General features: G+C 59.5%; 24 protein-coding genes. 12 read left to right on the top strand and 12 right to left on the bottom strand.

The window, feature by feature from the left end; translation table 11 throughout:
- Positions 1 to 26 precede the first annotated feature (26 nt).
- Positions 27 to 1,010 carry a site-specific tyrosine recombinase XerD gene (gene xerD / locus PL640_RS10305; RefSeq protein ID WP_271361774.1) on the bottom strand — a complete coding sequence of 328 codons (984 nt, stop codon included), beginning with the start codon at positions 1,008 to 1,010 and terminating at the stop codon, positions 27 to 29.
- A complete protein-coding gene (locus PL640_RS10300; protein ID WP_052819510.1) occupies positions 1,007 to 1,180 on the bottom strand; it encodes a hypothetical protein in 174 nt (57 codons plus the stop codon). The genes xerD and PL640_RS10300 overlap by 4 nt, the downstream gene beginning before the upstream one ends.
- A gap of 188 nt (positions 1,181 to 1,368) precedes the next feature.
- Between PL640_RS10300 and PL640_RS10295 the strand changes: the two genes are divergently transcribed.
- Positions 1,369 to 1,950 (top strand): shikimate kinase, encoded by a 582-nt coding sequence (locus PL640_RS10295; RefSeq protein WP_046799848.1) that lies wholly within the window; start codon positions 1,369 to 1,371, stop codon positions 1,948 to 1,950.
- Between the two features lie 5 nt (positions 1,951 to 1,955).
- Complete coding sequence (aroB, locus tag PL640_RS10290; RefSeq protein WP_271361773.1) at positions 1,956 to 3,089, top strand: 3-dehydroquinate synthase; 1,134 nt, start codon at positions 1,956 to 1,958, stop codon at positions 3,087 to 3,089.
- A gap of 58 nt (positions 3,090 to 3,147) precedes the next feature.
- Here aroB and PL640_RS10285 read toward each other — a convergent pair whose 3' ends face one another.
- Positions 3,148 to 3,723, bottom strand: coding sequence for an exonuclease domain-containing protein (locus PL640_RS10285; protein WP_271361771.1), 576 nt, complete (start codon positions 3,721 to 3,723; stop codon positions 3,148 to 3,150).
- Between the two features lie 110 nt (positions 3,724 to 3,833).
- On the bottom strand, positions 3,834 to 4,115 hold the full coding sequence (locus PL640_RS10280) for a BolA family protein (RefSeq protein ID WP_052819513.1): 282 nt from the start codon (positions 4,113 to 4,115) through the stop codon (positions 3,834 to 3,836).
- A gap of 114 nt (positions 4,116 to 4,229) precedes the next feature.
- On the opposite strand from PL640_RS10280, the gene PL640_RS10275 reads away from it, so the two are divergent.
- From PL640_RS10275 to PL640_RS10260, 4 genes are all read left to right on the top strand, one after another.
- The gene (locus PL640_RS10275; protein WP_271361770.1) at positions 4,230 to 4,865 is read left to right on the top strand and encodes a J domain-containing protein; all 636 of its coding nucleotides are present in this window, start codon (positions 4,230 to 4,232) and stop codon (positions 4,863 to 4,865) included.
- Between the two features lie 68 nt (positions 4,866 to 4,933).
- The gene (gene cobS, locus PL640_RS10270; RefSeq protein ID WP_003509875.1) at positions 4,934 to 5,923 is read left to right on the top strand and encodes a cobaltochelatase subunit CobS; all 990 of its coding nucleotides are present in this window, start codon (positions 4,934 to 4,936) and stop codon (positions 5,921 to 5,923) included.
- A gap of 105 nt (positions 5,924 to 6,028) precedes the next feature.
- The gene (gene cobT / locus PL640_RS10265) at positions 6,029 to 7,933 is read left to right on the top strand and encodes a cobaltochelatase subunit CobT (RefSeq protein WP_142841501.1); all 1,905 of its coding nucleotides are present in this window, start codon (positions 6,029 to 6,031) and stop codon (positions 7,931 to 7,933) included.
- Positions 7,923 to 8,948: an esterase-like activity of phytase family protein gene (locus PL640_RS10260; protein ID WP_271361769.1), complete on the top strand. Its 1,026-nt coding sequence runs from the start codon at positions 7,923 to 7,925 to the stop codon at positions 8,946 to 8,948. The genes cobT and PL640_RS10260 overlap by 11 nt, the downstream gene beginning before the upstream one ends.
- Before the next feature lie 3 nt (positions 8,949 to 8,951).
- On the opposite strand, the gene PL640_RS10255 is transcribed toward PL640_RS10260, so the two are convergent.
- From PL640_RS10255 to rpmB, 3 genes are all read right to left on the bottom strand, one after another.
- Positions 8,952 to 9,287 carry a pentapeptide repeat-containing protein gene (locus PL640_RS10255; RefSeq protein ID WP_142841499.1) on the bottom strand — a complete coding sequence of 112 codons (336 nt, stop codon included), beginning with the start codon at positions 9,285 to 9,287 and terminating at the stop codon, positions 8,952 to 8,954.
- A 114-nt stretch (positions 9,288 to 9,401) separates the two neighbouring features.
- Positions 9,402 to 10,040 carry a queuosine precursor transporter gene (locus PL640_RS10250; protein ID WP_142841498.1) on the bottom strand — a complete coding sequence of 213 codons (639 nt, stop codon included), beginning with the start codon at positions 10,038 to 10,040 and terminating at the stop codon, positions 9,402 to 9,404.
- Positions 10,041 to 10,151: 111 nt separating this feature from the next.
- Entirely contained in the window at positions 10,152 to 10,442 is a 291-nt protein-coding gene (gene rpmB / locus PL640_RS10245) for a 50S ribosomal protein L28 (RefSeq protein ID WP_003509888.1), read from the bottom strand.
- Between the two features lie 252 nt (positions 10,443 to 10,694).
- On the opposite strand from rpmB, the gene PL640_RS10240 reads away from it, so the two are divergent.
- Positions 10,695 to 11,468, top strand: coding sequence for a DUF3108 domain-containing protein (locus tag PL640_RS10240; protein ID WP_046799841.1), 774 nt, complete (start codon positions 10,695 to 10,697; stop codon positions 11,466 to 11,468).
- A gap of 208 nt (positions 11,469 to 11,676) precedes the next feature.
- Here PL640_RS10240 and PL640_RS10235 read toward each other — a convergent pair whose 3' ends face one another.
- Together PL640_RS10235 and gloB are read right to left on the bottom strand one after the other, a co-directional pair.
- A complete protein-coding gene (locus tag PL640_RS10235) occupies positions 11,677 to 12,117 on the bottom strand; it encodes a cupin domain-containing protein (protein WP_271361767.1) in 441 nt (146 codons plus the stop codon).
- The gene (gloB, locus tag PL640_RS10230) at positions 12,117 to 12,887 is read right to left on the bottom strand and encodes a hydroxyacylglutathione hydrolase (RefSeq protein WP_271361766.1); all 771 of its coding nucleotides are present in this window, start codon (positions 12,885 to 12,887) and stop codon (positions 12,117 to 12,119) included. The genes PL640_RS10235 and gloB overlap by 1 nt, the downstream gene beginning before the upstream one ends.
- 119 nt (positions 12,888 to 13,006) lie before the next feature.
- Here gloB and PL640_RS10225 point away from each other — a divergent pair, with 119 nt between their 5' ends.
- From PL640_RS10225 to PL640_RS10210, 4 genes are all read left to right on the top strand, one after another.
- A complete protein-coding gene (locus PL640_RS10225; protein ID WP_142841496.1) occupies positions 13,007 to 13,768 on the top strand; it encodes a class I SAM-dependent methyltransferase in 762 nt (253 codons plus the stop codon).
- Positions 13,769 to 13,852: 84 nt separating this feature from the next.
- Positions 13,853 to 14,959 carry a histidinol-phosphate transaminase gene (gene hisC, locus PL640_RS10220; RefSeq protein ID WP_271361765.1) on the top strand — a complete coding sequence of 369 codons (1,107 nt, stop codon included), beginning with the start codon at positions 13,853 to 13,855 and terminating at the stop codon, positions 14,957 to 14,959.
- Positions 14,959 to 15,888, top strand: coding sequence for a prephenate/arogenate dehydrogenase family protein (locus PL640_RS10215; RefSeq protein WP_271362094.1), 930 nt, complete (start codon positions 14,959 to 14,961; stop codon positions 15,886 to 15,888). The genes hisC and PL640_RS10215 overlap by 1 nt, the downstream gene beginning before the upstream one ends.
- A gap of 9 nt (positions 15,889 to 15,897) precedes the next feature.
- Positions 15,898 to 16,317: a GNAT family N-acetyltransferase gene (locus PL640_RS10210; RefSeq protein ID WP_271361764.1), complete on the top strand. Its 420-nt coding sequence runs from the start codon at positions 15,898 to 15,900 to the stop codon at positions 16,315 to 16,317.
- Here PL640_RS10210 and PL640_RS10205 read toward each other — a convergent pair.
- Complete coding sequence (locus PL640_RS10205) at positions 16,314 to 17,315, bottom strand: DUF2125 domain-containing protein (RefSeq protein WP_271361763.1); 1,002 nt, start codon at positions 17,313 to 17,315, stop codon at positions 16,314 to 16,316. The genes PL640_RS10210 and PL640_RS10205 overlap by 4 nt on opposite strands.
- A 49-nt stretch (positions 17,316 to 17,364) precedes the next feature.
- On the opposite strand from PL640_RS10205, the gene PL640_RS10200 reads away from it, so the two are divergent.
- Positions 17,365 to 17,919, top strand: coding sequence for a gamma-glutamylcyclotransferase (locus PL640_RS10200; RefSeq protein WP_271361762.1), 555 nt, complete (start codon positions 17,365 to 17,367; stop codon positions 17,917 to 17,919).
- Here the strand turns inward: PL640_RS10200 and PL640_RS10195 are convergent.
- Positions 17,889 to 18,689 (bottom strand): lysophospholipid acyltransferase family protein, encoded by an 801-nt coding sequence (locus tag PL640_RS10195; RefSeq protein WP_142841491.1) that lies wholly within the window; start codon positions 18,687 to 18,689, stop codon positions 17,889 to 17,891. The two genes, PL640_RS10200 and PL640_RS10195, sit on opposite strands and share 31 nt — an antisense overlap.
- 115 nt (positions 18,690 to 18,804) lie before the next feature.
- Positions 18,805 to 19,521, bottom strand: a complete 717-nt coding sequence (locus tag PL640_RS10190; RefSeq protein ID WP_161991357.1) for a YdcF family protein — start codon at positions 19,519 to 19,521, stop codon at positions 18,805 to 18,807.
- Between the last annotated feature and the right edge of the window lie 123 nt (positions 19,522 to 19,644).

Below are 19,644 nucleotides of genomic sequence, written 5' to 3'. Positions count from 1 at the left end.
CGGATTATCCGGCGGTTCCGGTCGCTCTAATCAAGGTTTTTGCCCTGTTTGGCAAGGGGGTGATGTGTTTGTACCAGTTCTTGCAAGCGTTCTTCCAGCACATGCGTATAGATTTGTGTCGTGGAAATGTCGGAATGGCCGAGAAGCTCCTGCACGGCGCGCAGGTCTGCGCCGTTCTGCAGGAGATGGCTGGCAAAGGCATGACGCAGGACATGCGGTGACACCGCCGAAGGGGTAAGGCCGGCGCGAATGGCAATATCTTTGAGGTCGCGGGCGAAGACCTGCCTTGGCAGATGACCTTCCTTGCTGCTCGAAGGAAACAGCCATGGGCTTTCCGGTGCTTCGGCTTTTTTTTGCGCCTTGGCCTTCTCCGGCGCGAGCGCCTTTCTGGCGGCGTCGTATTTTTCCATGGCTTCGATCGCGGCGCGGGACAGAAGCACCATGCGGTCCTTGTTGCCCTTGCCCCGGATCATCAGGAAGCGGCCCTCCTGGCGCAGCACCTTGACGGGCAGGGAGACGAGCTCGCTGACGCGCATGCCGGTGGCATAAAGCAGTTCAAGCAGCAGATGCATGCGAATGCGGGCAAGCTGGCCGGGACCGGCGGTGGCTGCTTCCTCAGCCGCGATGCGGAGAAGTTTCGTCACATCGGCAACGCTCATCGTCTTCGGCAGGCTGAGACCCTTTTTAGGGGCGTCGATTATGCCGGTCGGATCGTCGCTGCGCAGTCCTTCCGAATAGAGGAAACGATAGAACTGCCGCATCGATGACAAGCGTCGCGCCTGCGAGGTGGCGGCAAAGCCCTGGGTCGAAAGATGGGTAAGATAAGCGGACAGGTCTGGCGTGGCCGCCTCGACCAAGGACTGACCCCGGCCAGCCAGAAATTCACGCAGATCCGAAAGGTCGTGTTCGTAAGAGGAAAGCGTGTTGGCGGCAGCGCCCCGCTCGGCGCTCATCATTTCCAGAAAACTTTCAAGCCGTGCGCCGTCGCGCCCTCCCGCCAGTGCGTTCATGGAGTGCGCCTTGCCGGTTCTGCCGCCGGTGGGTTCAGGCGTTCGGAAGGAATGCGCACGGTCACCTCGCGGTCGCGTGGTTTCACGACCATGACAAGCAGCACCATGCCGCCATAGATCAGCCCCGCGATGGTCGCCAATATCATCGTGAAGCGGAAGAGGGTGGGCATGGCGGCTCCGTGAAGGTGGCGGTCGAACTTATATGCGGTGCGGCGAAAGCGGCGGCAAGATCAAAAAGCCGGCTTTCGCCCCGTGCCGCATGCGGCGATGATTGTGATTCAACGCCATTCAGTCAGCAATTTGGCTTGACGCTTCGTAAACATTTGCAGATATCCATGCCAAACGGGCTTTCAAATTTATGAATGAAACGAATTTATCCGTCCCGGCAACACTCGGGGAGCAAGCACGGGCAAAGCTCGGGAGGCGCAACATCGTCTTTGTCGGGCTGATGGGGGCTGGAAAGTCTGCGATAGGTCGCATGGTTGCCCAGCAGCTCAAGGTCCAGTTCATCGATACGGATGTGGAAATCGAGCGCGTTTCGCGCATGACGATATCGGAACTCTTCGCCACCTATGGCGAGGAAGAGTTCCGGGCGCTGGAAACACGGGTCATCAAGCGGCTTCTGCGCGGCGGTCCCAAGGTCATCTCCACCGGCGGTGGCGCCTTCATCAACGACAATACCCGGCGTCACATCACGCGCGGCAGCATTTCGCTGTGGCTGAAGGCCGATCTTGAGGTTTTGTGGGAAAGGGTCAACAAGCGCGATCATCGTCCGCTTCTCAAGACCGAAAATCCCAAGGCTACGCTGGCGGCGCTGATGGAGAAACGTTACCCGATCTATGCCGGAGCGGATCTCACCATCGAATCCCGTGACGTCCGCAAGGAAATCATCGTGACTGAAGTGCTGGCCGCCATCGCCGGCATCGAACAGAAAGACTGACCACCATGACGCCTTCCGAAATCCACGCCGACGAACGCCTTGTCCATGTGCCGCTCGGTGAACGCGCCTATGATATTCTGATCGGGCCGGGACTGATCGGCAGGGCGGGTGGTGAGATTTCGGCGCGTCTGAAGGGCCGGCGTGCGGCGATCATCACCGATGAACATGTTGCGCCGCTTTATCTCGAAGGCCTGATGGACGGCCTGCAGACTGACGGTATCGAGGCGGTGTCGCTGACCCTGCCAGCCGGTGAAAAGACCAAGAGCTTCGAACATCTGGTCACCGTCTGCGATGCGGTTCTCTCCGCGCGCGTGGAACGCAACGATGCGGTCATCGCACTCGGTGGCGGCGTGATCGGTGATCTCGCGGGTTTTGCGGCCGGCATCGTGCGCCGTGGTGTGCGCTTCGTGCAGATACCGACCTCGCTTCTGGCGCAGGTTGATTCCTCGGTTGGCGGCAAGACCGGCATCAACAGCCGCCACGGCAAGAACCTCATCGGCGTTTTCCACCAGCCGGATCTGGTGCTGGCGGATACGGCGGTGCTCGATACGCTGAGCCCGCGAGAGTTCCGCGCCGGTTATGCCGAAGTGGTTAAATACGGGCTGATCGACAAGCCGGATTTCTTCTTCTGGCTCGAAAAGAACTGGGATGAAATTCGCACCGGCGGCCCCGCCCGCATAGAGGCGATTGCCACAAGCTGCCAGGCCAAAGCCGATGTTGTTGTGGCCGACGAGAAGGAAAACGGCGTGCGCGCCCTTTTGAACCTCGGCCACACATTCGGCCATGCGCTGGAGGCGGCGACCAATTACGACAGCAAGCGGTTGGTGCACGGTGAAGGTGTGGCGATCGGCATGGTGCTGGCGCACCAGTTCTCCGCCCGTCTCAACCTCGCAAGCCCTGATGATGCGGCGCGCGTCGAAGCCCACCTGAAGGCGGTCGGCCTGCCGACAACGATGAAGGATATTCCGGGCGAATTGCCGCCGGTCGAGACGCTGATGACGGCAATCGCACAGGACAAGAAGGTCAAGGGCGGCAAGCTCACCTTCATCCTCACCCACGGCATTGGCCAGTCTTTTGTCGCGGATGATGTGGCGTCGTCGGAGGTGCAGTCGTTCCTCTCGGAGAAGCACCCGGGGTGAGGGGCAGCTCAAGCCCGAAGCTAACCCTCTCCATTTGTAAAACCACAGCGTGGAAAGCTCATCCTTTGTTGAGCATGAAACTCAGAAGGTGTGCATAACCGCGTGCATCGTCGATTGCGCGATGGGTGTGCTCAATGGCGCCCAGCCATTCTGCGGGATAGTGCTGAACCTCGCAGTTCCAGTAATCGCGACCGGTTTTTCCCGCGACCATGGACATTATGCAAAGGGGAGCATATTTGAAAAGGCGGTTGGAAACCCATGGGCCTTCAAAAAGCGGCTGACCTGTAAACCGCTTCAGGTAGTAATCTAACCACAGACCGTCGAGAGACACTGGATGGGCTGCGAATATCGGCTCAGCATCAAAGGATTTTATCCACGCCACGAAGCTTTGAATAACGATTGCGGCAGGCTGAGCGTTTTCCGTCGATGCTTCCCAGGCCTTTGGATGTTTGCGCCAGAACTCCATGGTTCCGGGGTCGCTCTCCGCATTTTCCAGCCGTTCCAGAACGGCCTCGAAATCGCCGAGAATTTCACCGGTTTCTGAGACTGCGACAGAACCGAATGACAACATTGAGTGTTTTCCAGGAATAGGACCGTCGAATTCGCAATCGGTTACAACGTAGAAATGGGGCATCATTCTCTCGTACGGGACCGTATCCCCGTGGTTAAGTGTCGGTCGGAAAAGATCTTTAGATCAATCAAGTTCTTATGTCGGAACACGGACGCAATGCTGCGCAGTTGAGGCTAAAACCGCACGGCTTCCCCCGGTGCCGCCACCTCGATCGCGAGCGCATGCAGCCCCGCGTCGAGTTCCGGCTTCAAAACGGCATTGATCGCCCGGTGGCGTTCGACGCGAGACTTGCCGGAGAAGCTTTCCGACACTATCTGAACACGCATATGGGTCTCGCCCGTGCCGGTTATATCCGGCTGGTGGCCCGCATGCATCTGGCTTTCATCGACGACTTTCAGGCGCTCTGGTGAAAAGCTCTCACGGAGCTTCGTTTCTATACGTTCTCGCAGGGACATGCGAAGGGCTCCATTCCTGTTGGCTGGTCTTGAAGGGGGTTACCTAGAAGCCAGCAACATTCCGCTTTGTCAATTCTTGTTGTGCGGCTTTTCGCACTCCATAATCAGGGCATCATGAAACTGGATTCGAAATATTTCGACCGCATCCGCACGCGCCGGAAAAAGGAGCGGGAACCTGAGGTTCAGGCTCCTACCTGCCAGTGGGACGGATGCGATAAACCGGGCGTTCACCGCGCACCTGTCGGCCGCAATGCCGAGGGGCAATTCTTCCTGTTCTGTTTTGAGCATGTGAAGGAATACAACAAGGGCTATAATTACTTCTCCGGCCTCTCAGACGGCGAGATCGCCCGTTACCAGAAGGAGGCGATCACCGGTCACCGTCCGACCTGGACGGTGGGTGTCAACAAGACGGCGCGCGACAGCCCTTTGCATTCCACACTTCGATCCGGCACCGCGAGCGGCAATGCCCGCATTCGCGATCCCTTCGGCTTCGCCGGCGGTTTTGCGGGTGGCGCAAAGGCCGGTGGACAGCGAATGCAGCAAGACCGCAAGCTGAAGACGCTGGAGGCGAAAGCCTTCGATACGCTCGGTCTTTCTGCCAGTGCTAAGCAGGAAGAGATAAAAAGGCGCTATAAGGAGCTTGTCAAAAAGCACCATCCTGATGCTAATGGTGGCGATCGTGGTTCGGAAGAACGTTTTCGGGCTGTTGTTCAAGCATATCAATTGTTAAAGCAGTCAGGTTTCTGCTAAGCCAACTTACGTGTTTACCGCCTGATTGATGATGTGGCCGGGTGGCTGCCGCCCGCCTTGGAGACGTGATGAGCAAAATCGACCTTGATATTTCCAACCTGCCCGACACGACTGTGTCCGTGCGGGAGGTTTTCGGCATTGATACGGATCTGCGGGTTCCCGCCTATTCCCAGGGCGACGCCTATGTGCCGGACCTCGATCCCGACTATCTTTTCGACCGCGATACGACCCTCGCGATCCTAGCCGGTTTTGCTCACAACCGACGTGTCATGGTTTCCGGTTTCCACGGCACCGGCAAGTCCACCCATATCGAGCAGGTGGCTGCCCGCCTCAACTGGCCCTGCGTGCGCGTCAACCTCGACAGCCATGTCAGCCGTATCGACCTCGTCGGCAAGGACGCCATCGTCCTGAAGGACGGCAAGCAGGTTACCGAATTCAAGGACGGCATTCTGCCCTGGGCCTACCAGCACAATGTCGCGTTGGTCTTCGATGAATATGACGCCGGCCGCCCGGACGTGATGTTCGTTATCCAGCGCGTACTGGAATCCTCCGGCCGCCTGACCCTGCTCGACCAGAGCCGCGTCATCCGTCCTCACCCCGCCTTCCGCATTTTCGCGACCGCCAACACGGTCGGCCTTGGTGATACGACGGGCCTCTACCACGGCACGCAGCAGATCAACCAGGCGCAGATGGACCGCTGGTCCATCGTCACCACGCTGAACTACCTGCCGCATGAGCAGGAAGTGAACATCATTGCCGCCAAGGTGAAGAGCCTCGACAATCCGAAGGGTCGCGAAACCGTCTCCAAGATGGTGCGCGTGGCGGATCTCACCCGTTCGGCCTTTGTTAATGGCGACCTTTCCACGGTGATGAGCCCGCGTACCGTCATCACCTGGGCGGAAAATGCGGAAATCTTCGGCGATCTCGCCTTTGCCTTCCGTGTGACCTTCCTCAACAAGTGTGACGAGCTTGAGCGTACCCTGGTAGCCGAGCAGTATCAGCGTGCCTTTGGCGTTGAGCTCAAAGAAAGCGCCGCGAACATCGTTCTCAGCGCCTGATCATCCCCGGTTTTCCGGAGAAGATCACCGATGACTTGAAGACGCCGGCGGCCGCGCATCCTCTGATGGGTGGGCCGCAGGCGTCGGCAACTGACAGGAAAGACAATGGCAGGGCGCGGCGACAATTCCAGAGCGAAACCGGGTACGGCGGTCGATACGGAGCCGTTGCGTCAGGCGATTGCCGGATGCGTGCGATCCGTTGCCGGTGATGCCGAGGTCGAGGTCGTCTTCGCCAATGAGCGGCCGGGCCTTGCCGGTGAGCGCATGCGCCTGCCGGAAATTTCCAAGAAACCCACGGCGCAGGAGATCGCCATCACGCGTGGTCTCGGCGATTCCATGGCGCTGCGTCTCGCCTGCCACGATGCGGACACGCATGCGATGATGTCGCCGCATGGCGCCGAAGCGCAGCTGGTTTTCGATGCCGTCGAACAGGCGCGGGTGGAATCCATCGGCGCGCTGCGCATGCCGGGCATGGCCTCCAATATCAAGGCCATGAATACGGAAAAATACGCCAAGGCCAATTTCTCCGGCATCAATAATAAGGATGACGCACCGCTCGCCGAGGCTGTGGCGCTTCTGGTGCGCGAGAAACTGACAGGCGAAAAGCCGCCAGCGAGTGCCGGCAAGGTTCTCGATCTCTGGCGCGACTTCATCGAAGACAAGGCCGCAGGCGACCTCAACGATCTTTCCCGCGTCATTACCGACCAGAAGGCATTTTCGCGGCTGGTGCGCAAGATGTTGACCTCCATGCAGATGGCGGAAGATTTCGGCGACGAGGATAACGAGCCGGAAAGCCAGGAAGCGGAATCCAACGAGGACCAGCCGCGCACCAACGAGACCGAGGAAGAGCAGGTCGAGGAAGAGGCCGGCTCCGATGCGACGCCCGCCGATGAAAACGAGGCCTCGCAGGAGGAAATGGAAGAAGGCGAGATGGACGGCGCCGAGATGTCGGACGAAGAAATGTCCGACGATCTCGACGAGGACTCCGAAACGCCCGGTGAGACCCGCCGCCCCAACAGCCCCTTCGACGATTTCAACGAGAAGGTCGACTACCGCATCTTCACCGAGGAATTCGACGAGGAAATCCGCGCCGAGGAACTGTGTGACGAGGCCGAGCTTGACCGGCTGCGCGCCTTTCTCGACAAGCAGCTCGCCCATCTTCAGGGTGCGGTCGGGCGCCTGGCGAACCGTCTGCAGCGCCGCCTGATGGCGCAGCAGAACCGCTCCTGGGATTTCGATCTGGAAGAGGGTTATCTCGATCCGGCCCGCCTCGTCAGGCTCATCATCGATCCCATGCAGCCGCTCTCCTTCAAGAAGGAGCGTGACACCAAGTTCCGCGATACCGTGGTTTCGCTGGTCATCGACAATTCCGGCTCGATGCGCGGCCGTCCGATCACGGTTGCTGCCACCTGCGCCGACATTCTGGCGCGCACGCTGGAACGTTCGGGCGTGAAGGTCGAAATTCTCGGCTTCACCACCAAGGCTTGGAAGGGCGGGCAATCGCGTGAACAGTGGCTCGCCAATGGCAAGCCCGCTTCGCCGGGTCGCCTCAATGATCTGCGCCACATCATCTACAAGTCGGCGGATGCCCCGTGGCGGCGCGCCCGGCGCAATCTCGGCCTGATGATGCGCGAAGGACTTCTGAAGGAAAATATCGACGGGGAAGCGCTGATGTGGGCGCATAACCGCCTGATCGGCCGCCCCGAGCAGCGCAAGATCATGATGATGATCTCCGACGGCGCGCCAGTGGATGATTCGACCCTGTCGGTTAATCCGGGCAACTATCTGGAGCGGCACCTGCGCGCGGTCATCGAGCAGATCGAGACGCGTTCGCCGGTGGAACTGCTGGCAATCGGTATCGGCCATGACGTGACCCGTTATTACCGCCGCGCCGTGACTATCGTTGATGCGGATGAGCTTGCCGGCGCGATGACCGAGCAGCTTGCTGCTCTCTTCGAGGATACGAGCAGTGCCTCCGGTTCGTCCCGCAGGGTCCGCCGTGCCGGATAAGCGGGGCCGGGTAGCCTTTTCCTGCAAGTCTCTGGCGGTCGCTGCTGTGCTTGCGGCGGCTTCGCTGTTTCCCATTCCCATCGGCGCATCGACCATCGATGTACCGGTGAGCGTTCGCCTGCTGTCGGGTTTCGAAGTCGGCACCAGCGCAAAACGGTTCGGCAAGCTGGAATTTATCGGCGGCATGGTGATGAGCGCCCCGGAAAAGCTGTTCGGGGCGATATCCTCCATCCGCTTCCGCGCCGATGGTGAGGAATTTATCGCGGTGCTGGATACTGGCCACTGGCTGACGGGCAGGATTACGCGTGGTGCTGCCGGCGCGCTGTCGGGGCTTGCCGATGTCCGCATCACCCCCATGCTGGACATGAGTGGCCGCGAACCGTCGCGCAAGATGGAAATGGATGCGGAAGGGCTGGCGCTGCGCGACGGCAAGGTGTTCGTCAGCTACGAGCAGCGGCACAGGATCGATATCTATCCGGATCCGGGCTTTGCAACAGCAAAGCCACTCAGCCGCCTGCCACATCTCATCCCCAATAATGAACTGCGCCATAATGGCGGCATGGAGGCCCTGGCGGTTTCGCCGGCCAGTTCGCCGCTCGCCGGCGCTCTGGTCGTGGTGGCCGAAAAGAGTATCGATGCGGACGGCAATCTGCTTGCAGCCATATTGGAAGGCCCGCTGAAGGGTACATTCGCTGTCACCCATCATCCGTCATTCGATGTGACGGATGGCGCCTTCCTGCCGAACGGCGATCTGCTGCTTCTCGAACGGCGCTTCAATTTCGCCGAAGGCGTCGGCATGCGCATCCGCCGCATCCGCGGGGGCGATATCCGGCCGGGTGCCGTGGTGGATGGCGAAATCCTCATGGAAGCGGGCATGGCCTACCAGATCGACAATATGGAAGGCATGGATGTGCTGAAGGGGCCGGATGGCTCGACGCACCTCATCATCGTGTCTGACGACAACCACTCGTTCCTCCAGCGCAACCTGATGCTGGAATTCAAGCTGGTGGAGTGAATATCAGGCCTTTTCCTGTACTGCCTTGTAGGCAGCGAGGAGATCCTCGACCGGAATGCCGTCGATCTTCATGCCGGTCATTCGGCATGCCGTTATCTGCGCGCCGGACAGGTTCGTGTTGCTCAGCTTCAGTCCGGTAAAATTGACATCGTCGATCGACCAGCCGGACATGTTGCTGTCCGTAAACGAGGCACCGGAAAAATTGATGTCGTTGAAACGTGTGCCGGCCAGATTGACATTGTTGAAGGCCGTTCCCGACAGATTGACATCGTCAAAGCTGGAGCCTGAAAGCGTGGCGCTTGTCGCATCCACAATGTCGATAACATCCTTGATCTGCATGCCGATCCGCCTCCGAGCCTTGCCACGGACGGCAGATTGCAACGCCGCCCGTGGGTTTGCAAGCGCGATTTGATCCACGCCTTGCACAGCTTCAAACGCGGCTGGCGGATAATGTCAGCTTGGTTTGACCGCGCCCGGCATCGGCTTCAGCGTATTCATCAGCGCGCCGTAAGGCAGCAACATGACGAGGCCGACGAGAATTTTTACCGAAAGATCGCCCAGCGCCCAGGAGATCCAGCGTGGCGCCTCAAGTGTAAGTACGCCAAGTATGGGCGCGTTTTCGATGGCGAAGGCATCGTTGGGGCCGATGAAGGCGAAGCTTGCAGCAAAAGCGATGGAGAAGAACAGCGCCGTATCCAGCACGGAACCCAGCATCGAGCCGGCAAGTGGCGCATGCCACCAGCGCTGGCGGCGCAGGCGGTTGAAGACCGAAATATCGAGCAGCTGGCCGATGAGATAGGCGGTGCCGGAAGCGACAGCGATACGCGGGATGGATGTCCAGAACGACAGCGTGACACCGACGACAAAGCCGGCAAGCACGACGCGGCGTGCGATGGAGGGCCCAAACTGGCGGTTTGTCAGGTCGGTGACGAGGAAGGCGACCGGATAGGTAAAGGCACCCCAGGTCAACAGATCACCGAGATTGACGCCGAACAGCGATCCGGAAAGCGGATATTGAACCAGAATATTGGAGGCGACGACCACCAGTGTCATCAGGAGAATGTAGATCAGCGTATAGCGCAGGGTCAGCATTTTTTTATCCTGGGTGATGCCACCAGTTGGAGTTGAACTGAAATAAAACAAAAGGCTTGAGCGGCAAAAGCCATTCAAGCCCTCTGAATATCGATGATGTCGAAACCGCTATTAAGCAGCTTCGGCCGTCTTCTTGGCGATCTGGCGGCGCAGGAGACGAGCGCGCATGCTCAGTTCGTTTTCGCCGGACTTCAGAAGGAAAGCATCGAGGCCGCCACGGTGTTCAACGGAGCGCAGAGCTGCTGCGGAAACACGCAGGCGGAAGCGCTGGCCGAGAGCATCGGAGATCAACGTGACCTGGCAGAGGTTCGGAAGGAACCGGCGCTTGGTCTTGTTGTTGGCGTGGCTGACGTTGTTGCCCGTCTGGACGCCCTTGCCGGTCAATTCGCATACACGGGACATGGGTACACCTATTTCGTTTCGTCTGTTTCACCACTGGCTCGCCACCGGCAAAACCGGGGTGGCAATCCAACTGGCCATGATTGGAAAGTTGCGGTTCTATAGTCAGACGAGACTTAACAGTCAAGCCGCTCGCGATCAAATGAAAGGAAATTCCGGCGTTTTCAACCGTCGTCCGCTTTTTTATTGCCACAAGTCAGCGTATATCATCGCCCGATAAGGCCGCTTCCGCGCCTCTTTTAAGGTGATATCGAAATGATTGCCAGAGGAAAAAGCATTTTCATGGCCGTGACGATGGCGTTTGCGGGCGTCTCCCCCTCGCTCGCCGCCGAAGCACGCCACACAAGCGAATACAGCATCAATCTGGGCATTTTGCCGATTGCACGGGCAAGTTTTTCGACTCGCATGGATGGACCGAATTATTCGATCTCCGGTTCCTTCAGTGCCGCCGGCCTTGCCAGCATCCTCAAGGACATTTCCGGCAAGACAACGGTTTCCGGCGCCAAGCGCGGTCACCGGCTGCAGGCGAACGAATATTCGCTGGTCTACAAGGACGGCAAGCGGGTACGCACCTATGACGTCGTTTACCGCAACGGCAATGTCACCTCGACGACGGTGAAACCCGAACCCAAGGCCCGGCCGGACAACTGGGTTGACGTGAAGGACCGCGACCTGCGCTCGGTTCTCGATCCGATTTCCGGTCTGATCATTCCCTCAGGCGGCCGCATCTGCCCGACGCGCCTGCCGATCTATGACGGCGAATCGCGACTCGACCTCGTTTTGAGCTCCAGCGGCACCAAGCCGTTCAAGACCAACGGTTTTAACGGTGATGCCATCGTCTGCAAGGCGCGTTACGTGCCGAAGTCGGGCTACCGGCAGGGGCGCAAGGATATCGAATATCTGAAATCCATCTCGATGGAGATCTGGTTCGCCAAGTCGAACAATATGGATGTCTATGCGCCTGTTTATGCGATCATTCCGACGCGGGTGGGTCAGGTCTATATTACGGCTACGAAATACGGCGGCTGACCGGGATTTATAGCAGGGCAGGTGATGCTCGGCGGCACCCCATGTTTCTTCTCCCCGCCGGGGAGAAGGTGGCCCGAAGGGTCGGATGAGGGGGGCAACGCCAGCAATATGCGGAGAGCCAGCCCCCTCATCCCGCTGCCGCGGACTTCTCCCCCACGGGGAGAAGCAACAAGTGGCATCCGCTCATTCCACAGCATTGCCCTGAAAATTACGGCCCATCCCCAGGCGACCAGCCGGGTTCGGCCATGACGAAGCTCGTAAAAGCGAAACCGGGTGAAACGGTGCAGCCGACAAGGGTGAAATCGCCGAGACTTTCCGCCGATTGCCAGCAATTGGCCGGCACGATCACCTGCGGGCGCTCGCCTTCGAGAATGGCTGGGCCGAGCGTGAAGGTCTGCACCTCCCGGCCGTCCTGCGAAAGATGCAGGGTTATTGGCGCGCCGGCATAATAGTGCCAGACCTCCACCGCGTCGGTGACCCGATGCCAGTGCGAGCGCACGCCCTTTTCCAGCAGATAATAAATCGCCGTCGAATGGCCACGCTCGCCACCCGCCCTGTCGCGAAAAGTCTGGTGGTAAAAACCACCTTCCGGATGCGGTTCCAGCCCCAATTCGCGAATGATCGCTTCCGCAGACAGATTGGCGGCCATCAGAAATTGTCCTTGCGTGTGCGGATTTCCGCAAAGACGTCGGCATCGGCGGCCCCTTCAAGACCGAGATGTCTGCGAATGCCGGCATCTGCCACGCGCATATAGGGATTGGTCTGCTTTTCGAGCCCGATGGTGGTGGGAATGGTGAACTCATTGGCCTTCCGCGCCGTCTCGACACGTGCTGCGCGTTCGCTCAATACGGCATTGTCAGGGTCGACGGTCAGCGCAAAACGGGCATTCGAAAGCGTATATTCGTGACCGAAATAGACGCGCGTCTCATCCGGCAGGGCCATCAGCTTCTGGAAGGAGTGCCACATGTCCGCCGCAGGGCGTTCGAACAGTCGGCCGCAACCCATGGCAAACAGCGTATCGGCGGCAAACAGCAGGCCGTCATCCGGTAGATAATAACAGATATGACCCGCCGTGTGGCCGGGTGTGGCTATGACCTGAACGCGGCGTCCGGCAAATTCGAACTCATCGCCATCGGCCTGCGAGCGATCGAGACCCGGTATTGCAATCGCCTCGTCATAGGGGCCGTATACCTCGCAGCGGAACTTGTCCTTCAGCGCCAGATTGGCTTCCACATGGTCCTGATGGTGGTGGGTGGTGAAGATATGGGTCAGTTTCCAGCCGTGGCCGTCGAGAGCGCGAAGAATCGGCCCTTCCTCCGGCGCGTCGATGGCCGCCGTCGCCCCGCTTTCGGGATCGTGCAGGAGCACTCCGAAATTATCGCTGCGGCAAAGAAAGACGTCTATTTCCAAAGGTTTCATCGTATCCTCTCCATTTGCCGGCCGAAACCGGCGCATTCGCCCGCCTGACTTTCCCAACTGACTTCCAATGTAGGGGCAGACGCCTTGAAGTCCAACCGCCTGATGCTACATTCTCGCCCATGAATACCGATATCGTCGATCTGCGCGAATTCTATCATTCTCCGCTTGGCCGCTCGGCCGAGCAGGCGATCACCATGGCGCTTTCGACGCTGTGGCCGCCCTTACCGGAGGAACGGCTGGTTGGCCTCGGTTATGCCGTGCCGTTTCTGGAGCGGTTCCGCCACGATACGGAGCGCACCTTCGCCTTCATGCCGGCGGGGCAGGGGGCGGTGAACTGGCCGGCGGGCGAGCTTTCCTCCACCGCGCTGGTGTTTGACGAGGAATTGCCGCTGCCCGATTCGTCGATAGACCGGGTCCTTATGGTGCATGCGCTGGAATTTGCTGAAAATCCGCGTGAGAGTTTAAAGGAACTGTGGCGGGTGCTGGCGCCGGGCGGCCGCCTGGTGATTGTGGTGCCGAACCGACGTGGCGTCTGGGCGCGCATGGAACATACGCCTTTTGGTTCCGGCCGGCCCTATTCGCGCGGGCAGCTGACGGCGCTTTTGCGCGAAACCAATTTCACCCCGGGCGCCACCGCCGAGGCGCTGTTCTTTCCGCCCACCACGAGCCGCCCGGTGCTGAAATTCCGTCGTTACCTCGAACATACCGGTCGCAGGCTTTGGCCGCTGTTTTCGGGTGTCATCGTGGTGGAAGCGCAAAAGCGTCTCTATCAGGGGCTGCCGGTCACCCAGCGCGCCTCGCGCCGGGTTTTCGTGCCGGTTCTCGCGCCGCAGGGGGTGCCCACCACGCGCACTGCCGCAAGCCAAGGAAAGCCGCGCTGACCCTCGACAAAGCGGCCATTCCGGTCTAATGCCTCCGGCATTGCTTTTGCCGGGTTCTCCGGCGTTTTTCCAAAGGTCGATCAAATGAGTGCAGAGCTTAACCAACCTGTTCCGCGTCCGGGTATTCTGGATATCGCCGCTTATGTTCCCGGCAAGGAACACGTGGACGGCGTCGCGAAGGTTTATAAGCTCTCTTCCAATGAAACGCCGCTCGGGCCGAGCCCGAAGGCGATCGAAGCTTTCGGCACCGCCGCCAGCCATCTGGAAATCTATCCGGACGGTCAGGCGATCGCGCTGCGCCAGGCGATTGCCGATGTGCATGGTCTCAACATCGCGAACATCCTGTGCGGCAATGGTTCGGACGAGCTTCTCGGCCTGCTTTGCCACGTTTATCTCGGTACAGGCGATGAGGCGATCATCACCGAACACGGTTTCCTCGTCTACAAGATCCAGATCATGGGCGCGGGTGCGACCCCGGTGACGGTGAAGGAAAAGGATTGCGCAGTCGACGTGGACGCGATCCTCGCCGCCGTGACGCCGAAGACGAAGATGGTTTTCGTCGCCAATCCGGGCAATCCCACCGGCACCTATGTTCCCGTGGCGGAAATCCGCCGGCTGCAGGCCGGCCTGCCGAAGCATGTCGTGCTGGTGCTGGATGCGGCTTACGCCGAATATGTGCGTAAGAATGATTACGAAGCCGGGCTGGAGCTGGTCTCCGGCAACCGCAACGTCGTCATGACGCGCACCTTCTCCAAGGTTTACGGTCTGGCCGCCCTGCGCGTTGGCTGGATGTATGGTCCGGCCGCCGTCATCGATGCACTGAACCGCGTTCGCGGCCCGTTCAACATGAGCGCGCCGGCGATTGCTGCCGGTGCCGCTGCAATCCGCGATCAGGCCTTCGTTGAAAAGGCTGTGGCGCATAATGCGCTGTGGATGGAAAAGCTGATCACGACCTTTACCGGCCTCGGCCTCAGCGTCACGCCTTCGGTCACCAATTTCATCCTCATTCATTTCCCGGATCAGGACGGCAAGCGTGCAACCGATGCGGACGAATTCCTCAGCCGCCGTGGTTATATTCTGCGTGCAGTGCGTGGTTACGGCTTCCCGAATGCGCTGAGAATGACTGTCGGCTCGGAAGAGGCCAATCTCGGCGTTATCGCCACACTTACCGAGTTCATGGGGCAGGCGTGATGGGCGAGATCCTGTTTGAACGCATCGCGCTGATCGGCATCGGCCTGATCGGCTCGTCGATTGCCCGTGATATTAAAGAGCTGGGGCTTGCCCGCCATGTGACGATTTCCACCCGCAGCGAAGACACGCTGAAACGGGCGGAAGAACTGGCGCTCGGCACTGATTACACCGTTTCGGCGGCAGACGCGGTGAAGAATGCCGATCTCGTCATCGTTTCGGTACCGGTCGGTGCGTCGGAAAGCGTGGCGCAGCAGATCGCGCCGCATCTGAAACCGGGCGCCATCGTCACCGATGTCGGCTCCACCAAGGCTTCTGTTATCGCGCAGATGGCCCCGCATATGCCTGAAAATGTGCATTTCATTCCCGGCCATCCGCTGGCGGGCACGGAAAAATCCGGTCCGGATGCCGGTTTTTCCGGCCTCTTCCGCGAGCGCTGGTGCATTTTCACGCCGTTGCCGGGCACGGATGCCGGGGCGCTGGAAAGGCTGAAGGATTTCTGGCGGGCGCTCGGCTCGCGCGTCGATGAAATGGACGCCGAACATCATGACAAGGTTCTGGCGATCGTCTCGCATCTGCCGCATATCATCGCCTACAATATCGTCGGCACGGCGGACGATCTGGAGACCGTGACCGAATCGGAAGTCATCAAATATTCCGCTTCCGGTTTCCGCGACTTCACCCGTCTCGCCGCCTCCGATCCGACCATGTGGCGCGATGTCTGCCTGCACAACAAGGATGCCATCCTTGAAATGCTGGCACGGTTCTCGGAAGACCTTGCGTCGCTGCAAAGGGCGATCCGCTGGGGGGAGGGCGACAAGCTGTTCGAACTGTTTTCCCGCACACGCTCCATCCGCCGCTCCATCATCGAGGCCGGTCAGGACGTTGATACGCCTGACTTCGGGCGTCACGCGCTGGATCAGAAGAAGTAGCGCGCTGGCATGATATTGATATCGGCTGCGACGGATGACGATATCGAATGGCTGCAGCGGGAAGACAAATGGATCGATGAGGATTGGTTGCGGCGCTGCGTCGGACACTGCGAATATCTCGTCGCGAAAGAAGATACGATTCTGGTCGGTTTTCTGCGGTTCTCGATGTTCTGGGGCAAGATTCCCTACATGGACATGATCCGCGTCGTTCCCGAGTTTCGCGGGCATGGCGTTGGCGCATCGCTTACAGCTTTTTGGGAAACCCTGATGCGTGAGCAGGGTGCCTCACTGGTGATGACGTCCAGCCAGCAGGACGAGCAGGAACCTCAGACGTGGCATCGCCGCAATGGATATAAAGAAGCCGGCATCCTGAATCTTTCAAAATTTCAGGATGCCGCTGAGGTATTTTTTACAAAAGCTCTCTCTTAGATCGGCGGAATCTTCCCCAGCGGAATGAAGCCGCTGACAGTGGCGCGGCCGCGATCCACCACGAGATCGACGGATGCCCTGTCTCCGCCGCCGGCAAGCGCGCCGAGCAGCTTGCGGGCCGTATCGATGGTGGATTGCAGCTGCGGAAACGCCTGTTTGGCATTGTCCGACCAGGCCCCGAGCTTTTCGATTTCCAGCTTGAACTGACCGGAGAGATAGCCCTCATTGTCAAAGGAGAAGGGACCGCTGATGCGCATGGTGCGGCCGTCGCCAATATCGGCCGCCAGCCGGCGAAGCTCGCCGCTCGTGCCGTAGAGGCCTGACGTATCGCTGCCGTCCACCATGCCCGCCTTGCCGGTGAGCGTCACATCGACGATGGCATCGAGGCGGGGAAGAACCTGCGGCCAGTCCTTGATGACGGTGGCCGAGTCGGTGAGGGTGATCGCGCCGTCAAGATCGGCGCCGTTCTGGCGCAGGTGCACCTCCGTCTTGACCGCATCGAAGTCGATCGTCTGGCCGGTGACGGAGGAAACCGCCTGCGCCTTCAGCCCATCGATGACGAGCGAGCTGCGGTCGATGCCCTTCAGTTTGGTAACGATGCTCGATTGCATGTTCTGCCAGGAGGCTGAAACGCTCAGGCCATGGGCGGAGCGGATTTCCGCGGGCGAATCGAGTTCCCAGACGATGTGGCCGGGATTATAGACCTGCGCCGCCGAGCGAAGTTCGCCGAAAGACGCGGAAACGCCGTTCCCGCTGTCGTCCACGGTCACCTTTGAGCAGAAGAGGCCGATGCGGAAAGGATAACCGCGGAAGGCGATATCGCCGCATTCGCCGCTGACATTCCTCGCCTGTGATGGAGCAATGACGTTCAGTACCGTCTGCTTCAGCCTGTCGGCGGCATAAAACCACCCGGCTGTATAAAGTCCGATGACCACCGCGACGGTGATGGCGAGCCAGAGGAATTTTTTGGCCGTGCCGGATTGGCTTGACGCTGCCATATTGATCTCCGATGAACAGACTTCAGGGAATTTTGATTTGGCTTGGGATATGGACGATTTTTGGGTCTTTGGCTACGGTTCGTTGATGTGGAACCCGGGCTTTGCCTTTGAGGAGAAGCAGCAGGCGCGGCTGCATGGTTATCGGCGCTCGCTCTGCATCAGTTCCAATTTTTATAGAGGTACCACGGAAAAGCCCGGTCTCGTGCTGGGTCTGGAACGCGGCGGCTCCTGCCTCGGTGTCGCATTTCGCGTGCGAGGCAGGGATCATGATCCCGTCATGGCTTATCTGCGCGAGCGAGAACTGGTGACGAATGTCTACAAGGAGCGGGTGGTTGCCATCGCATTTGCCGATGGCAGGCGCGGCAGTGCCGTGACCTATGTGGCCGACCCCGCGCATGAGCAGTACATCGGCGGTCTTGCTGTGGCCGAAGCGGCCACCATCGTCGCGACTGCCTCGGGTCGGTCCGGCCCGAACACGGATTACGTTTTTAATACCGTGCAGCATCTACAGGATATGGGCATTCGCGACTCTCTGCTGGAAAGTATCGCCGCCAATGTCGGCACGCTTGCGGCTCAGCCGGCGGGGGTTGTTTCAGTGCCCTGAAGCTCGGCGATGCGCTTGATGGCGGTTGGCGGCAGCGGGAGGTGCGGGTTGTTACGCACGGTTTCCAGCAACAACTCGTCGCTCGCCTTTTCCGTGACGTCGATCAGCCGCTTGAAAAACACGTCGGGGTCCAACCCCGGCTCGATAGCCGGCAGGATACGCACCTTGAAATGGCCGGGATAACGCATGGTCGAACGGCGTGGCCAGAAGAGGCCGGGATGCATGGCGACGGGAATGACCGGAACCTGCAGATCACGATAAAGCCGGGCGATACCGTAACGGTACTCGGGCTCGGCACCGGGCGGGCGGCGCGTGCCTTCGGGGTAGATAATGAGTTCGCGGCCCGCCGCCATTTCCTCTCTCGCCCGCTCCATCACCTTCAGCATGACCTTGCCACGCGCGGCGCGGTTGACCGGGATCATGCGCTGTTTCATCACATACCAGCCGAACAGCGGAATCCACATCAATTCCCGTTTCAGAATGTAGACGGGGTCCGGCAGATTGGGCAGCAGTGCGTAGGTGTCCCAGAAGGATTGATGCTTGGGCGCAAAGATGCAGCCGGTTTCGGGAATGTTCTCCAGCCCCTCGATCTCGAAGGTGGTGCCGACGATGGTTTTCATCAGCCAATGGTTGGACCGTGCCCAGTTCTTGGGAATTTCGAAGGCGATCTTGCGCGGCAGAATGAAATAGATCGGTGTCAGCACGATCATGCGGACGATCAGGTTGAGATAAAACAGCGTATTAAAAAGAAAAGAGCGCAGCTTGAGCATCAACAGCCTTCCCGGGGCGCAGCCGTTCCGAAGCGTTGATACGCCTCGATGCCGGATGCCGATGCCAGACGCCTACACGAAAACAAGGCCCCGCAGCAAGCGCGTTTCTCGCCGCTCATGGTGAAGCAGCCGCCACCTTCGGGGTGGAATGGTCAGCGGCGGCCTTGCGCAGGCCATCGCCCTTGCCGAAGCCGGTGAGATCGCGTCCTGCCGCCGCCACGAACTTTAGATATTCATAGAGCATGGTTCTGACCACATCCGGCTCCACAAACCAGTTCGTGCGGGCAAGATCGGCGCTGATGACGGGATAGGCAATGAATTGCGTCTGCGGGCTGGCGCTGCGCAATTCATGCAGGCTGCGGTGCATATGATAATTGTTGGTGACGACGACGATCGAGGAATAGTTGTGATCGCGTATCCAGCTTGCGGCTTCATTGGCATTGCCGATCGTGTCTATGGCTTTGTAACCCATGTCCACGCAGCAGGAAAACATGTCGGATGAGCCTTGCGTCATCTTGCGGATCTGCGAGCGGGTAGTGGCCGGGTTGACGCCGGAAATCAGCAAACGTTTGCCCACGCCATCACGCAGCAGGCCGACCGCCTGTTCGATGCGTTGATAGCCGCCGGTCAGAACAATGATGGCATCGCCCTTCGTGCCCTCCGGCGGGCGCATGGAGGCAACGGAATCAGCGAACCACAGGAAACCACCTAAAAAAACGCCGAGAAGAACAACGCAAAGAAGGATAAAACCGCGAATAAAACGGCGCAGCGGACCACGCCGCGACAACAGGCCCTTTTTGGCCGGTCGCGTGGTCGTCTGATCCTGGTCCATCCGACTCACAAACATTCCTCCTGAATACTCGCCGATTAAGGCAAGGAACAGGCATTTTTGTCCACCGTCCGCAGGTTACATCCGGCTTGTGACGGTTTCAGTTTGCCATGGGATTTCGGGCGC

Source organism: Agrobacterium sp. ST15.16.024, from assembly GCF_027956545.1.
GTDB classification, from domain to species: Bacteria; Pseudomonadota; Alphaproteobacteria; order Rhizobiales; family Rhizobiaceae; genus Agrobacterium; species Agrobacterium cucumeris.
The sequence above is the reverse complement of the archived record's forward strand: the minus strand, read 5'-3'. Positions and strand labels throughout refer to the sequence as shown.

What these genes read in the sequence shown, in the direction of transcription:
- xerD (WP_271361774.1), bottom strand. Translation starts at nt 1,010, where the DNA reads ATGAACGCACTGGCGGGAGGGCGCGACGGCGCACGGCTTGAAAGTTTT.
- PL640_RS10300 (WP_052819510.1), bottom strand. Translation starts at nt 1,180, where the DNA reads ATGCCCACCCTCTTCCGCTTCACGATGATATTGGCGACCATCGCGGGG.
- PL640_RS10295 (WP_046799848.1), top strand. Translation starts at nt 1,369, where the DNA reads ATGAATGAAACGAATTTATCCGTCCCGGCAACACTCGGGGAGCAAGCA.
- aroB (WP_271361773.1), top strand. Translation starts at nt 1,956, where the DNA reads ATGACGCCTTCCGAAATCCACGCCGACGAACGCCTTGTCCATGTGCCG.
- PL640_RS10285 (WP_271361771.1), bottom strand. Translation starts at nt 3,723, where the DNA reads ATGCCCCATTTCTACGTTGTAACCGATTGCGAATTCGACGGTCCTATT.
- PL640_RS10280 (WP_052819513.1), bottom strand. Translation starts at nt 4,115, where the DNA reads ATGTCCCTGCGAGAACGTATAGAAACGAAGCTCCGTGAGAGCTTTTCA.
- PL640_RS10275 (WP_271361770.1), top strand. Translation starts at nt 4,230, where the DNA reads ATGAAACTGGATTCGAAATATTTCGACCGCATCCGCACGCGCCGGAAA.
- cobS (WP_003509875.1), top strand. Translation starts at nt 4,934, where the DNA reads ATGAGCAAAATCGACCTTGATATTTCCAACCTGCCCGACACGACTGTG.
- cobT (WP_142841501.1), top strand. Translation starts at nt 6,029, where the DNA reads ATGGCAGGGCGCGGCGACAATTCCAGAGCGAAACCGGGTACGGCGGTC.
- PL640_RS10255 (WP_142841499.1), bottom strand. Translation starts at nt 9,287, where the DNA reads ATGCAGATCAAGGATGTTATCGACATTGTGGATGCGACAAGCGCCACG.
- PL640_RS10250 (WP_142841498.1), bottom strand. Translation starts at nt 10,040, where the DNA reads ATGCTGACCCTGCGCTATACGCTGATCTACATTCTCCTGATGACACTG.
- rpmB (WP_003509888.1), bottom strand. Translation starts at nt 10,442, where the DNA reads ATGTCCCGTGTATGCGAATTGACCGGCAAGGGCGTCCAGACGGGCAAC.
- PL640_RS10240 (WP_046799841.1), top strand. Translation starts at nt 10,695, where the DNA reads ATGATTGCCAGAGGAAAAAGCATTTTCATGGCCGTGACGATGGCGTTT.
- PL640_RS10235 (WP_271361767.1), bottom strand. Translation starts at nt 12,117, where the DNA reads ATGGCCGCCAATCTGTCTGCGGAAGCGATCATTCGCGAATTGGGGCTG.
- gloB (WP_271361766.1), bottom strand. Translation starts at nt 12,887, where the DNA reads ATGAAACCTTTGGAAATAGACGTCTTTCTTTGCCGCAGCGATAATTTC.
- PL640_RS10225 (WP_142841496.1), top strand. Translation starts at nt 13,007, where the DNA reads ATGAATACCGATATCGTCGATCTGCGCGAATTCTATCATTCTCCGCTT.
- hisC (WP_271361765.1), top strand. Translation starts at nt 13,853, where the DNA reads ATGAGTGCAGAGCTTAACCAACCTGTTCCGCGTCCGGGTATTCTGGAT.
- PL640_RS10215 (WP_271362094.1), top strand. Translation starts at nt 14,959, where the DNA reads ATGGGCGAGATCCTGTTTGAACGCATCGCGCTGATCGGCATCGGCCTG.
- PL640_RS10210 (WP_271361764.1), top strand. Translation starts at nt 15,898, where the DNA reads ATGATATTGATATCGGCTGCGACGGATGACGATATCGAATGGCTGCAG.
- PL640_RS10205 (WP_271361763.1), bottom strand. Translation starts at nt 17,315, where the DNA reads ATGGCAGCGTCAAGCCAATCCGGCACGGCCAAAAAATTCCTCTGGCTC.
- PL640_RS10200 (WP_271361762.1), top strand. Translation starts at nt 17,365, where the DNA reads ATGGACGATTTTTGGGTCTTTGGCTACGGTTCGTTGATGTGGAACCCG.
- PL640_RS10195 (WP_142841491.1), bottom strand. Translation starts at nt 18,689, where the DNA reads ATGCTCAAGCTGCGCTCTTTTCTTTTTAATACGCTGTTTTATCTCAAC.
- PL640_RS10190 (WP_161991357.1), bottom strand. Translation starts at nt 19,521, where the DNA reads ATGGACCAGGATCAGACGACCACGCGACCGGCCAAAAAGGGCCTGTTG.